Raw genomic sequence first — 12625 nt, 5'->3', positions numbered from 1 at the left:
ATCGAGTGATCTTCTCAAGTGACAAGCTGCTCGACGCGCCATTGCGCATCTTCGCGGGTGTAGCGAAACGGAGTGCCGTGGCTGTTCTTGAAATAGCTGCCGCACAGCGCGTTCGCCATCCCCTGCATCACGGCGTCGTGGCAGACGAACAGGAAGTCGTCGTCAGGATGACGGTCGAGCCAGTTGGAGACGCAAGCCAGCGACCGCTCGGTCATGGCGTCCCAGCTCTCGCCGTCGGCGGGCAGGATCGAGACGAGGCCGGTCGCCGATTTGACGCCGTGCTGGATCATGAGGTCGCGGACGGGGAGGCCCTCGAAGCTGCCGAAATCGAACTCGATGATGCGCTCGTCGATCGTGAGCGGCACCGCGATCGCGTCCGCGATGATCTCGGCGGTTCGCGCCGCGCGCACCAGCGGGCTTGCGACGATTCGGCTGATGCCGGTATCGCGCAGCATATCCGCGGCCTCGTGCGCTTGCCGCAGGCCGTCCGCGTTCAGCGGATTGTCGGTCCGGCCCTGGAAACGTCCTTCGCGATTCCAGTCGGTCGCTCCATGGCGCAGACCGCAGAACGAGCGCGACGGTGTGAGCGCGCTCACTTGCCCTTGCTCGTGAACTTCTTCACGGCTGTGCGAAACTCTTCCGTGTTCATCGCCATGATGATCTTGTGTTCTTCGGCGTCGAGCTGCTGCTTCACCGGCGTGGTGGCGGCCGCATAAACCAGCGACTTGGTGCCGGCGATGGCGGCCGGCGGGTTCTGCGCCAGCCGCTCGGCCAGCTGCCGTGTCGCGGCCTTCAGCTCCGTCGCCGGGACGATCTTGGCGACGAGGCCCCATTCATGGGCCTGCTGCGCGGTGAAATTGTCCTCGGCCAGGAAGATCTGCAGCGCGCGGCGGGAGCCGACCGTGCCGACGATGCCGACCGTGGAGCCGCCATCCGGCGACACGCCGATCTTGGCATAGGCGGGCGTGAATTTGGCATCCTCCGCGGCGATGCAGAGATCGGTGACGAAGGCGAGGCCCATGCCGGCGCCGGCGGCCGAACCGTGCACGCTGGAGAGCGACAGTTTTGGCATGCGCCGGATGATCTCGATGAAGGCGTGGTAGTGCTTGAGGAGCTCGCCGACGACCGGCGTCACTGTATTGGCTTCCGCCGCAGCGCCGATCGTCTGCAGATCGCCGCCGGCCGAGAAGGCGCGACCCTCGCCCTCGATCACCACGACCCTTATGGCGTCGTCGCTCTCGACATAGGTCGCGAGCTGCTCGAGCTTCTGCGCGATGGCCAGGTTGACCGAGTTGAACGCAGCGGGGCGGTTGAGGGTGATGGTCGCGATCGGGCCGTCGATCCGCAGCAGGGCGGGATCATCGGGTTGGGAAACGGGAGCAGGCATTCTGGAATCCCCGGCATGAGGTCGTTGCTGCAACTAAATCGCAGATGGCGAGGGGTGACAATCCCCGGCCGCCAGTGCCCCGGCCGCCGGTGCCCCGTGCACCACTCTTGCGCAGGGCGGAACGATGGGTTCAAATAGCGCGCCTTCGCCAAGGGACGGACACGAGCGCCGGCTCCTCCTGGGCAAGCAAGCCGAAATCAGTACGAGAGGAGACGACATGGGTTACGCTCGTGTCTTGCGGAAATGGGCTGTCCGATGACGGGCGGTCCGGTGATCATTGTCGGTGCCGGCCATGGTGGCTACCAGGTCGCCGCATCGCTGCGCCAGGCGGGTTTTTCGGAGCGCATCTGCCTGATCAATGACGAAGCGCATCTGCCCTATCAGCGGCCGCCGCTGTCCAAGGCTTATATCAAGGGCTCCGCAGGGCCGGAGAGCCTGATGTTCCGGCCGGAGAAATTCTACCACGACCAGAAGATCGAGCTGATTGCGGGCCGCGCCGTGTCGATCGACCGTGCGGGCCGCAAGGTGCTGCTCGCCTCGGGCGATCAGCTGCCTTACGGCCACCTGATCCTGGCGACGGGCGCGCGCAACCGGCTGCTCGACCTGCCCAACGCCAACCTGCCCGACGTGAAATACCTCCGCATCCTCGACGAGAGCGAGGCGCTGCGCCAGATCATGCCGTCGAAGACACGGGTGGTGGTGATCGGCGCCGGTTTCATCGGCCTCGAATTCGCGGCCACCGCGCGCATCAAGGGGCTCGAGGTCGACGTGCTCGAGCTCGCCCCGCGCGTGATGGCGCGCGCGGTGACGGCGGAGGTCTCGGAATACTTCCAGCAACGGCATCGGGACGCCGGCATCCGCATCCACCTCGGCGTGCAGGCAACGTCCATCGAGGCTGCGGACGGCAAGGTGACCGGTGTCTCCCTGAGCGACGGCCGGCATCTGCCCGCCGACCTCGTCGTGGTCGGCGTCGGCGTGCTGCCGAACATCGAGCTTGCGGCCGAGGCGGGGCTTGCCGTCGCGGCCGGCATCATCGTCGACGAATATCTTGCGACCTCTGATCCCAATATTTCCGCGATCGGCGATTGCGCGCTGTTCGCCAGCCCGCGCTTCGGCGGATCGCTGCGGCTGGAATCGGTGCAGAACGCCACCGACCACGCCCGCTGCGTGGCTGCGCGGCTGACCGGCGACAAGAAGCCCTATGACGGCCATCCCTGGTTCTGGAGCGATCAGGGCGATGACAAGCTCCAGATGGCCGGCCTCACCACCGGCTACGACCGCGTCGTGCTGCGCGGAAATCCCGCGAACAAGGCGTTCTCGGCGTTCTGCTACAAGGGCGAGAAGCTACTCGGCATCGAGTCCGTCAACCGCGCCGGCGATCACATGTTCGGCCGCCGGTTGCAGGCCATGGACCGCTCGATCACGCCAGAGCATGCCGCGGACGAAAGCTTCGACCTGAAGAGCGCGCTGGCGTGATCAGCCTGCGTTGAGAACCGCCGCCACCTCCGCGGCCGTCGGCATCGACGGCCCGGCGCCCATGCGCTGCACCGAGATCGAGGCGGCGGCATTGGCGAAGGCGAGGGCGGCGCGCAAGGCAACTCCGTCTGCCAGCTGCGCCGCGAGCGCGCCGACGAAGCAATCGCCGGCGCCTGTGGTATCGACCGCCTTAACCGCACGGCCGGGCACGGCAAATCCCTCGCTGGCAGCCAGCGCCAGCACCCCGCGCTTGCCGAGCGTGACGCAAATGGTCTGGTCCGCGCGCGCCTGAAGCTGTCGCGCCACCTCGATGATGCGCGCAGCGCTATCGTCCTCCGAAAGCTCCACACCGGCGAGGAAGCCGAGTTCGGTCTCGTTCAGCACGAGGACGTCGACGAGCGCGAGCAACTCGCGCGACATCGTCTGCGCCGGCGCCGGGTTGAGCACCGTCGTGGCGCCGGCCTCGCGCGCGCGCTGGAAGAACGCGGCAATCGTCGGCAGCGGAATTTCGAACTGGCTGACCGCGACGTCGCCCTTCAGCAGCGGGACGACACGGACGTCGTCGGCGGCAACCAGCGCATTGCTGCCGGGAATGACGACGATGGTGTTGTCGGAGGCCGCCACCGTGATGATGGCGGTCCCGGTATGCGCCTCGGCCGTCTCCTGGAGATAGCCGAGATCGATGCCCTGATCGGCGAGGAAGGCTTTCAGTTCAGCGCCGAAGGAATCCTTGCCCAGCCGGCCGATCAGCGTGGTCTGCGCGCCGAGCCGCGACGCCGCCACGGCCTGGTTGGCACCCTTGCCGCCCGGAAAATACAGCACCTGCTTGCCGGCGACGGTCTCGCCGACTTTCGGGTGGCGATCGGCGGTCGCCACCACATCCATGTTGATGCTGCCGGCGACGAAGACGCGCCCCATGACTCACCCTTGCGAAGCCTAGACCCTGACTTCGAACTCGTGCCTGACTTTGGCGATGTCCACAAGGGTCGGCAGGCCGGCCTCGTTGCCTAGGCGCTGGATCTTGAAGGTCGAGGCCGCGCGGGCAAAATCGAAATGCTCGCGCCAGCTTTTGCCGGGATGGGCGAGATAGGAATAGACATAGGCGCCGTGGAAGACGTCGCCGGCGCCGTTGGTGTCGATCACACGCTCGCGCGGGATCGGCATCGCCGGCATGATCTCGACCGCGCCGGCTTCGTTATACCAGAGCAGGCCCTTCTCGCCCATGGTGACGCCGCCGATCTTGCAGCCGCGTCCCTTGAGGTAATCCAGCATCTTCTCCGGCGTCAGGTCCATCTGCTCGCACAGGCGCTCGGCAACGATGGCGACGTCGATATATTCAAGCAGCTCATGCGTGTTGGTGCGCAGGCCGCCGCCGTCGAGCGAGGTCAGGATACCGGCCTCGCGGCAGACTTTCGCGTAGTGGAGCGCGGCATCCGGCTGATGGCCGTCGACATGCAGCACGCGGCAGCCGCCGAGATTGAGCATCGGGAAGGGGTGGATGTGATCGTCGTCGCGGCAGCGCACGATGGCCCGCTTGCCGTCCTTGGGCATAATGAAGGACAGCGAGGATTGGTTCACCTTCCGCCCATGCAGCGAGATTCCGTACTTCGCGCACATGTCCATGAACATGCGGCCGAGCCAGTCATTGGCCGCGGTGGCGATCAGATCGGGCACGATGCCGAGCTTGGCGCAGCAGAACGCCGCCGTGACTGCATTGCCTCCGAAAGAGACCGCGTAGTCGGTCGCCACGTGCTTCTCGTCGCCGGTCGGCATATGGTCGGTGATGAAGACGACGTCGATATAGGTCTGTCCGATAAAGAGGGCCTGCATTGGTTGTCCGTGATGCGCTGGGTGGTCCCGGCCGGCGGCTTACCTTAGCACCGCTTCGGCAGGAGGAACGCCAAAAATATTCGCGATCCCATGACGATAGGCGCTTGAGGTAGGCTTGGCGCCGGAATACGACCGTGGCAGGGCAGCATTGCCAGGGCCGAGCCGAAGACCCCCAAGGACTTTTCCAGGGCGTCTCGGTTCCCGCCCTGTTGTACGGGAGGGAACATGATCACCGGCCTCGATCACGTCGTCGCTCTGGTCAGGGATATCGGTGCGGCCAGGGCGGCCTATCAGACGCTGCTTGGGCGTGCGCCCGCATGGCAGAATTCCGGCGAGGGCGCCGACCGCGTGCTGTTCACCCTGGATAACATGACGATCGAGTTGATGGCGCCGAGCGGCTTCAACGTGGTCGCCGACCGCATGCGCGCGCTGCTCGACGACCAGGAGGGCGTGCTCGCGAGCCTTTGTTTTCGCGTCGCAGACATGGGCAAGATGCACCGGCGGCTGGACCGGGTGGCTTTGAAGCCGGATCCGGTCACCGAGGTCGAAAGCAGCGATGCCGAATCCGGCGCGGTGCTCCACTGGAAGCGCACGCGTGCTGCCACCGAACTGACGCGGGGCGTGCGCATGTTCTTCCTCGAACTTGCCGACGAGCGCCCCAAGTCGGCCGTGACCGACATCGCGCCGATCGACGCGCTCGATCACGTCGTGATCACCACCGAGGATTCCGATCGCGCCGCCGCGCTCTATGGCGCGCGGCTCGGGCTCGATCTCGCGCTCGACCGCTCCCACCACGACTGGGGCCAGCTGATGTTCTTCCGCTGCGGCGACCTCATTGTTGAGGTGGTGCGCCGCCCCGTGGCGGGTGGCGATGCCGCGCACGACCGTCTATGGGGCCTGAGCTGGCGCGTCGCCGACATCGACGCCACCCGTGCCCGCCTGATCGCCGCCGGCCTCGACGTCACCGAAGTGCGCAACGGCCGCAAGCCGGGCACGCGGATCATGACGGTGCGGAGCGGCACCTGCGGCATCCAGACCGTGCTGCTGGAGCGCTCGCCGAAGCCGGTGGAGTGAAGGCAGGTCCCTCCACCCGTCATTGCGAGCGCAGCGAAGCAATCCAGAGTCTTTCCGCGGTGGCAGTCTGGATTGCTTCGTCGCAAGGGCTCCTCGCAATGACAGCGCTTGCGTGATACACGCGGGTTACCAGCACTCCAGCGAGCATCCGATTGGCGAAGGCAACGGCAAAGCGAACTCTGAAATGGCAGCGTGACCCCGAGGGGATGCGGCTGCGGATTCTCGAAGCCGCCAAGCAGGAGTTTTCGACCCACGGGCTCGCCGGTGCGCGGGTCGATCGTATCGCCGCCAAGGCCGGCGCCAACAAGCGCATGCTGTATTATCACGTCGGCAACAAGGACGAGCTCTATCTCGCGGTGCTCGAAGGCGCCTATGACAAGATCCGCAGCGAGGAGCGGGGGCTCGATCTCGAGCATCTCGATCCGCCCGAGGCGATCCGGCGGCTGATCGAATTCACCTGGGGCTACTTCCTGCGCAACCCGGAATTCCTGTCGCTGCTCCAGACCGAGAACCTCGCGCGCGCAAAGCACCTGAAGAAATCGACCAAGGTCAAGTCGATGCACTCGCCCTTCGTCGAGATGATCCGCACCGTGGTGCGGCGCGGCGTTGACAGCGGCGACTTCCAGGTCGCAGTCGATCCGGTGCAGCTCTACATCTCGATCGCGGCGCTCAGCTTTTTCTATCTCTCCAACTCGGCCACGCTCAGCGTGATCTTCGGTCGCGACCTCCTGGACAAGAAAGCCAAGGACGAGCGTCTGGCGCACATGGCCGGCCTGGTGCTGGCCGCGCTGACGGGGCGGTCGTCGGAGCTGCTGGAGATCGCAAAGGCGCCGAAGCCGCGAGCCGCGGTGGCGCAGACGGTGTAGTCCGTAGCCCGGATGGAGCGCAGCGCAATCCGGGATTGGGGCCGATGATCTCTCATCTTGCTCCGTCATTGCGAGCGTAGCGAAGCAATCTAGGCTGTTTCTGCGGAAAGACTCTGGATTGCTTCGCTGCGCTCGCAATGACGAGGATCTTGCCGTGTGCTCAACCATTTAACCGTCACCCTGAGGCGCCGGAGCGTAGCGGAGGCCTCGAAGGGCGACGGCCCCGCTATATCCGGCCGTTCATCCTTCGAGGCTCGCTGCGCTCGCACCTCAGGATGACGGGGTCTGCTGGGAGCACAAAACGTCACAGGGAAAGCTCTGGACAGTATTTATCCAACGGGTTAATTTCTCTCCCGAAGAACAAGAATGCCGGGAGTGAGACGTGGCTGAAGTGAAGCCGCAAGGCGCGGTATCCAAGATGCTGAATGCGGCCTGGATCCGGCCGTTCTTGTTTCTGGTCTTCATCGTCGTGGCCTGGGATCTCGCGATCCGCGTGTTCAGGATTCCCGCCTATCAGATCCCGGCGCCGGGCGACGTGGTTGCCGTGCTCCGCACCGAATGGCCGGAGCTCCTGCGCCAGTCCTGGCCGACCACCTATGCGACCGTCTGCGGCTTCCTGCTGTCGGCCCTGTTCGGCATTCCCGTGGCGATGCTGATTGCGGGCTCGCGGACGGTGGAGAGTTACGTCTATCCGCTGCTGGTATTCTCGCAGTCCGTGCCGAAGATCGCGATCGCGCCACTGTTCGTGGTTTGGTTCGGCTTCGGCATCATTCCCAAAGTGATCTCGGCGTTCCTGCTTGGCTTCTTCCCGGTGGTGGTCTCGGCCGTGCAGGGCTTCAAATCGGTCGATCCTGATATGGTCGATCTTGCCCGCGCCATGCAGGGCAGCCGCTTCCAGGTGTTTTGTGCGGTGAACCTGCCGCATGCGCTGCCGGCGATCTTCTCCGGCCTCAAGGTGTCGGTGACGCTCGCGGTGGTCGGCGCCGTCGTCGGCGAGTTCGTCGGCTCCAATTCCGGCATCGGCTATGTGATGCAGCGCTCGATCGGCACGTTCGACCTGCCGACGATGTTCGCGGCGCTGGTGATCCTCGCGCTGCTCGGCGTGATCCTGTTCTGGATCGTCGACCGGATCGAGAAGCTGGTCATTCCCTGGCACGTCAGCCAGCGCGAAGACGTGATTTTCGCCTCTTAACTAACGAACGGCCACCAACGGCCGGCGCAACAAGGGCAAGGGAGAGAAACGATGAAGCGGTTGATTGGAGCTGTCTCAGCGGCACTGATGGTGTTTGCGGTTATGCCGGCGCAGGCCGCCGACAAGGTCGTGCTGATGTTGAACTGGTACGTCTATGGCGAGCACGCGCCGTTCTATTACGGCAAGGCCAAAGGCATTTATGCCGCCGAAGGCATCGACCTCGAGATCCAGGAAGGCCGCGGCTCGGCGGCGACCACGCAGGCCGTCGCCGCCAAGACCGCCGATTTCGGCTATGTCGACGTTCCCACCATGATGCGCGCGGCGATCAAGGGGGCGCCCGTGGTCGCGACCGGCGTGCTGCTGCAGACCTCGCCGATGTCCGCCATGGGCTTCGCCGACAAGAACATCCGGAAGCCCGAGGACATCAAGGGCAAGACGGTGGCGATCACGCCGGCCGACTCCATGACCCAGATCTGGCCTCTGTTCCTGAAGAAGACCGGCTTGAAGGAAAGCGATTTCCAGACGGTCGCCGGCGACGGCCAGACCAAGCTCAACGCGGTCATCAACGGCCAGGCCGATCTGCTGCTCGGCTACGTCATGGACCAGTCGATGAAGATCAAGGACGCCACCGGCAAGGACGTGTTCCCGATCAAGTTCGCCGACTACGGCATCAACATGGTTTCCTCCGGCATCATCGCCAACTCGGATTACGTGAAGGCCAATGCCGACCTCGTCCGCCGATTCATGTCGGCGACGACCAAGGCCGTCGAGGCCGCCGAGAAGGAGCCGAAGGCGGCCGCGCAGTCGATTCTCGATGCCAACCCCAAGGGTGGCAAGATCGACACGCTGACGCAGGGCTTCGAGCTGACCATTCCGCTCTACCGGACGCCCGAGACCAAGAGCAAGCGGCCGTTCCAGGTCACCGACCAGAACATGACCGACAGCGTCAATTTGATGGTCGAATATGGCGGGCTGGACGCCAAGGCCAAGGACAACCCGAAGGCGTTCTACACCAACGACTACCTGCCGAAGAGTGGCTCGTGAGCGACAAATATCCGCTGTCGTCCCTGCGAACGCAGGGACCCATAGCCACCGGCCTTGATTGTCACGGAAGGTCTCTCCTCGCAGGCCCAAATGTGCCGCCGCGGCGTATGGGTCCCTGCGTTCGCAGGGACGACGGGGGGAGAGGGCTGCGATGAACCCTGCGACCAGACCAATCGACATGCAGCCGGCCGCGCATCTGAGACTGGTGAGCGACCGGGCCGGCAACGACGCGTCGGGCATCAAGCTGTCAGGCGTCTCCAAGACCTACCGGACGCGCGATGGCGACGTACCGTCGCTGCGTCCGCTCGACTTCCACATCAACGACGGCGAGTTCTTCGTCGTGGTCGGACCAAGCGGCTGCGGCAAGTCCACGCTGCTCAAGCTGATCTCGGGGCTGCTGCCGCCGACATCCGGCGAGATCGTGGTCGAGGGCGAGAAGGTGACGACCCCGCACGGCAATGTCGGCATCGTGTTCCAGAATGCATTGCTGCTGCCGTGGCGCAACATCCTGTCCAACGTGATGCTGCCGATCGACATGAAGCGGCTGCCGCGGCAGACATATCTCGATCGCGCCAAGGCGCTGTTGAAGCTGGTCGGCCTCGAAGGGTTCGAGAAGAAGCTGCCCTGGCAGCTTTCCGGCGGCATGCAGCAGCGCGCCTCGATCTGCCGCGCGCTGGTGCACGATCCCAGGATCATGCTGATGGACGAGCCGTTCGGCGCGCTCGATGCACTGACACGCGAACGCATGAATGTCGAACTGATGCGGATCCAGCGCGAGACGCAGAAGACGGTGCTCCTGATCACGCATTCGATTCCTGAAGCCGTATTTCTGGCCGACCGCGTGCTGGTCATGACCGAGCGCCCCGGCGCGATCGCCGCGATCTATGACGTGCCGCTGCCGCGTCCGCGCTCGCTCGACGTGATGGCCGATCCCATCTTCACCGAGCTCGTGCAACGCATCCGCAAGCACTTCTTCTCGCAAGGGGCATTGGATTAGGACGATGGTGCCAGCTCCAATTTTCCAGGCGTCATGGCCGGGCTTGTCCCGGCCATCCACGCCTTGCCTCGCGCGACAAAGAACGTGGATGCCCGGGACAAGCCCGGGCATGACGACCATCTCTGGACCATGCCTGTGCGCCTGAAGCTGCGAGACATCGCCTTCTTCGAACGCCCCGTGCAGTTCGCGCGGCCGTTCCGCTTTGGCGCGATCACTATCAACGCGACGCCGCAGCTGTTCGTGCGGGTCGAGATCGAGGTCGAGGGCAGGGGCACCGCGGTCGGCGCCAGCGCCGAGCTGCTGGTCCCAAAATGGTTCGACAAGCGGCCGGAGCTATCGCCGGCGCAGACGGTCGACGGGTTGCGGCGGTCGCTTGAGATCGCGCGTGGTCTTTATCTGGCGCGGACCGGCTTCCTGACGGCGTTCGATCTGCATGCGTCGTGTATCGGCGCTCAGGTCGCGACCTGCGCGAAGAAGAATATTCCGGCGCTTGCCGCGGCTTACGGTCCGGCCGAGATCGACAAGGCGATCCTGGACGCGTTGCTGCGAGCCGCTGAGACCAGCTTCTTCGACGGCATGGCCGGGAATGTCGCCGGCATCGATGCGCGGCTCTCGCCCGACCTGAAGGACGCAGACGTCGTTCAGTTCCTCTCGGGCCGCAAGCCGCTGTCGCGCGTTGCCGTCAGGCATACCGTCGGCCTCGACGATGCCGTCGAAGGCGAGGGCGGTGTTGCGGATCCGCGTGAGAACGCCGGTGCGAATTATTTCAAGCTGAAGCTGGCGGGCGATCCCGCTGCCGATGCGGCGCGGCTGGCGCGCATCGGCAAGGAGCTCGATAGGCTCGGACGCGACCCCAGGGTGACGCTCGACGCGAACGAACAGTACGCCGATCTCGCCGCGCTGCAGGCGCTGATGGATCGGCTTGATCATGATCCTGCATTGCGACCAATCGCGTCGCGTCTGCTCTATGTGGAGCAGCCCATGCCACGCGACATCACCAGGCAGTCGCCGCTTGGCTCGCTCGCCGCGCGTAGCTTCATCATCGATGAAGCCGACGATTCCTATGATGCGTTCCCGGCGGCGCGGGCGCTGCGCTATCGCGGCATCTCGTCGAAATCCTGCAAGGGGCTCTACAAGTCCATCATCAATGCGACGCGCGCGGCAAAATGGAGCGCAGGCGGCCAGACGTTCTTCGTGACCGGCGAGGACCTGACCTGTCAGGCCGGCCTTGCCGTGCAGCAGGATCTCGCCCTCGGCGCCTTTCTCGGCATCACCCATGCCGAACGCAACGGCCATCACTATGTCGACGGCTTTGGCGACACGCCCGCCGCTGAGGCGCAGGCCTTCGCGGCCGCGCATCCCGATCTCTACGTCGATGCCGGGCAGGGCGCCCGGCTCTCCATTCACAACGGCGATCTCCTGACGGGATCGCTTCATGCTGCGGGCTTTGCGACGTCGGTCCATCCGGACTGGGCGGCATTGCGCCCGCTCGAACAGCCAAGATCAATTCAGGAGCAATTGGCATGACAACGCAACGCCTCGGCCTCATCATGAACGGCGTCACCGGCCGCATGGGGCTCAACCAGCATCTGATCCGTTCGATCGTCGCGATCCGGGAGCAGGGCGGCGTCCGCCTGAAGAACGGCGACCGCGTCATGCCCGATCCGATCCTGGTCGGCCGCAGCGCCGAGAAGGTCGAGGCGCTCGCCAAGCGCTACAACATCGCGCGCTGGACCACCGATCTCGACGCCGCGCTCGCCGACAAGAACGACACCATGTTCTTCGACGCCGCGACCACGCAGGCCCGCCCTGGTCTACTGACCCAGGCCATCAATGCCGGCAAGCACGTCTATTGCGAGAAGCCGATCGCGACGAACTTCGAAGAAGCGCTCGAAGTCGTCAAGCTTGCGAATGCCAAGGGCGTCAAGCACGGCACGGTGCAGGACAAGCTGTTTCTGCCCGGCCTGAAGAAGATCGCCTTCCTGCGCGATTCAGGCTTCTTTGGCCGCATCCTCTCGGTGCGCGGCGAGTTCGGCTATTGGGTGTTTGAAGGCGGCTGGCAGGAGGCGCAGCGGCCGTCCTGGAACTACCGCGACGAGGACGGCGGCGGCATCATCCTCGACATGGTCTGCCACTGGCGCTACGTGCTCGACAACCTGTTCGGCAACGTCCAGAGCGTGGTCTGCATCGGCAATACCGACATTCCCGAGCGTTTCGACGAGCAGGGCAAGAAGTACAAGGCGACCGCCGACGACTCCGCCTATGCCACCTTTCAGCTCGAAGGCGGGGTCATCGCGCATATCAACATGTCCTGGGTCACCCGCGTCTATCGCGACGATCTCGTCACCTTCCAGGTCGACGGCACCCATGGCTCGGCGGTCGCAGGCCTTTCCGACTGCATGATCCAGGCGCGGCAGGCAACCCCGAGGCCGGTGTGGAATCCCGACGAGAAGCGGCTGCACGACTTTTACGGCGACTGGCAGAAGCTGCCTGACAACGTCACCTACGACAACGGCTTTAGGGAACAATGGGAGATGTTCATCCGCCACGTCTACGAGGATGCGCCCTACAAGTTCACGCTGCTCGAAGGCGTCAAGGGCGTGCAGCTCGCCGAATGCGCGCTGAAGAGCTGGAAGGAGCGGCGCTGGATCGACGTCGCCCCGATCAAGGTCTGAGTCTCGATGTTTGTTGAGCCGTCATTGCGAGCGAAGCGAAGCAATCCAGAATGCCTCCGCGGCAACAGTCTGGATTGCTTCGTC

The 12625-nt window shown here is 64.7% G+C and carries 12 protein-coding genes; 8 read left to right on the top strand and 4 right to left on the bottom strand.

The window, feature by feature from the left end; translation table 11 throughout:
- Window positions 1–14: 14 nt before the first annotated feature.
- Together FNV92_RS25805 and FNV92_RS25800 are read right to left on the bottom strand one after the other, a co-directional pair.
- Window positions 15–596 (bottom strand): histidine phosphatase family protein, encoded by a 582-nt coding sequence (locus FNV92_RS25805; protein ID WP_143844005.1) that lies wholly within the window; start codon window positions 594–596, stop codon window positions 15–17.
- Window positions 593–1387: an enoyl-CoA hydratase/isomerase family protein gene (locus tag FNV92_RS25800; protein ID WP_143844006.1), complete on the bottom strand. Its 795-nt coding sequence runs from the start codon at window positions 1385–1387 to the stop codon at window positions 593–595. Before FNV92_RS25800 ends, FNV92_RS25805 begins: the two co-directional genes overlap by 4 nt.
- Window positions 1388–1642: 255 nt before the next feature.
- Between FNV92_RS25800 and FNV92_RS25795 the strand changes: the two genes are divergently transcribed.
- Window positions 1643–2863 carry an NAD(P)/FAD-dependent oxidoreductase gene (locus tag FNV92_RS25795; RefSeq protein ID WP_143844007.1) on the top strand — a complete coding sequence of 407 codons (1221 nt, stop codon included), beginning with the start codon at window positions 1643–1645 and terminating at the stop codon, window positions 2861–2863.
- Here FNV92_RS25795 and rbsK read toward each other — a convergent pair whose 3' ends face one another.
- Together rbsK and FNV92_RS25785 are read right to left on the bottom strand one after the other, a co-directional pair.
- Window positions 2864–3781 (bottom strand): ribokinase, encoded by a 918-nt coding sequence (gene rbsK, locus FNV92_RS25790; protein WP_143844008.1) that lies wholly within the window; start codon window positions 3779–3781, stop codon window positions 2864–2866.
- 18 nt (window positions 3782–3799) lie between these two features.
- Entirely contained in the window at window positions 3800–4693 is an 894-nt protein-coding gene (locus tag FNV92_RS25785) for a sugar kinase (RefSeq protein WP_143844009.1), read from the bottom strand.
- A gap of 225 nt (window positions 4694–4918) precedes the next feature.
- Between FNV92_RS25785 and FNV92_RS25780 the strand changes: the two genes are divergently transcribed.
- From FNV92_RS25780 to FNV92_RS25750, 7 genes are all read left to right on the top strand, one after another.
- Entirely contained in the window at window positions 4919–5767 is an 849-nt protein-coding gene (locus FNV92_RS25780; protein WP_143844010.1) for a VOC family protein, read from the top strand.
- A gap of 206 nt (window positions 5768–5973) precedes the next feature.
- Entirely contained in the window at window positions 5974–6633 is a 660-nt protein-coding gene (locus tag FNV92_RS25775; protein WP_143846211.1) for a TetR/AcrR family transcriptional regulator, read from the top strand.
- Window positions 6634–7015: 382 nt separating this feature from the next.
- The gene (locus FNV92_RS25770) at window positions 7016–7825 is read left to right on the top strand and encodes an ABC transporter permease (RefSeq protein ID WP_015687633.1); all 810 of its coding nucleotides are present in this window, start codon (window positions 7016–7018) and stop codon (window positions 7823–7825) included.
- Window positions 7826–7876: 51 nt separating this feature from the next.
- The gene (locus tag FNV92_RS25765; protein ID WP_143844011.1) at window positions 7877–8869 is read left to right on the top strand and encodes an ABC transporter substrate-binding protein; all 993 of its coding nucleotides are present in this window, start codon (window positions 7877–7879) and stop codon (window positions 8867–8869) included.
- Window positions 8870–9020: 151 nt separating this feature from the next.
- A complete protein-coding gene (locus FNV92_RS25760; protein ID WP_143844012.1) occupies window positions 9021–9866 on the top strand; it encodes an ABC transporter ATP-binding protein in 846 nt (281 codons plus the stop codon).
- Window positions 9867–9995: 129 nt separating this feature from the next.
- Window positions 9996–11393, top strand: coding sequence for an enolase-like domain-containing protein (locus FNV92_RS25755; protein WP_041748999.1), 1398 nt, complete (start codon window positions 9996–9998; stop codon window positions 11391–11393).
- Window positions 11390–12541 carry a Gfo/Idh/MocA family protein gene (locus tag FNV92_RS25750; RefSeq protein ID WP_015687629.1) on the top strand — a complete coding sequence of 384 codons (1152 nt, stop codon included), beginning with the start codon at window positions 11390–11392 and terminating at the stop codon, window positions 12539–12541. Before FNV92_RS25755 ends, FNV92_RS25750 begins: the two co-directional genes overlap by 4 nt.
- Window positions 12542–12625: the final 84 nt, after the last annotated feature.

Origin of the sequence: Bradyrhizobium cosmicum (assembly GCF_007290395.2) — a bacterium.
In the GTDB taxonomy this organism is placed as follows: domain Bacteria; phylum Pseudomonadota; class Alphaproteobacteria; order Rhizobiales; family Xanthobacteraceae; genus Bradyrhizobium; species Bradyrhizobium cosmicum.
The sequence above is the reverse complement of the archived record's forward strand: the minus strand, read 5'-3'. Positions and strand labels throughout refer to the sequence as shown.

Coding starts and splice junctions, on each gene's coding strand:
- FNV92_RS25755 (WP_041748999.1), top strand. CDS start 9,996: ATGCCTGTGCGCCTGAAGCTGCGAGACATCGCCTTCTTCGAACGCCCC.
- rbsK (WP_143844008.1), bottom strand. CDS start 3,781: ATGGGGCGCGTCTTCGTCGCCGGCAGCATCAACATGGATGTGGTGGCG.
- FNV92_RS25785 (WP_143844009.1), bottom strand. CDS start 4,693: ATGCAGGCCCTCTTTATCGGACAGACCTATATCGACGTCGTCTTCATC.
- FNV92_RS25765 (WP_143844011.1), top strand. CDS start 7,877: ATGAAGCGGTTGATTGGAGCTGTCTCAGCGGCACTGATGGTGTTTGCG.
- FNV92_RS25800 (WP_143844006.1), bottom strand. CDS start 1,387: ATGCCTGCTCCCGTTTCCCAACCCGATGATCCCGCCCTGCTGCGGATC.
- FNV92_RS25760 (WP_143844012.1), top strand. CDS start 9,021: ATGAACCCTGCGACCAGACCAATCGACATGCAGCCGGCCGCGCATCTG.
- FNV92_RS25775 (WP_143846211.1), top strand. CDS start 5,974: ATGCGGCTGCGGATTCTCGAAGCCGCCAAGCAGGAGTTTTCGACCCAC.
- FNV92_RS25780 (WP_143844010.1), top strand. CDS start 4,919: ATGATCACCGGCCTCGATCACGTCGTCGCTCTGGTCAGGGATATCGGT.
- FNV92_RS25750 (WP_015687629.1), top strand. CDS start 11,390: ATGACAACGCAACGCCTCGGCCTCATCATGAACGGCGTCACCGGCCGC.
- FNV92_RS25795 (WP_143844007.1), top strand. CDS start 1,643: ATGACGGGCGGTCCGGTGATCATTGTCGGTGCCGGCCATGGTGGCTAC.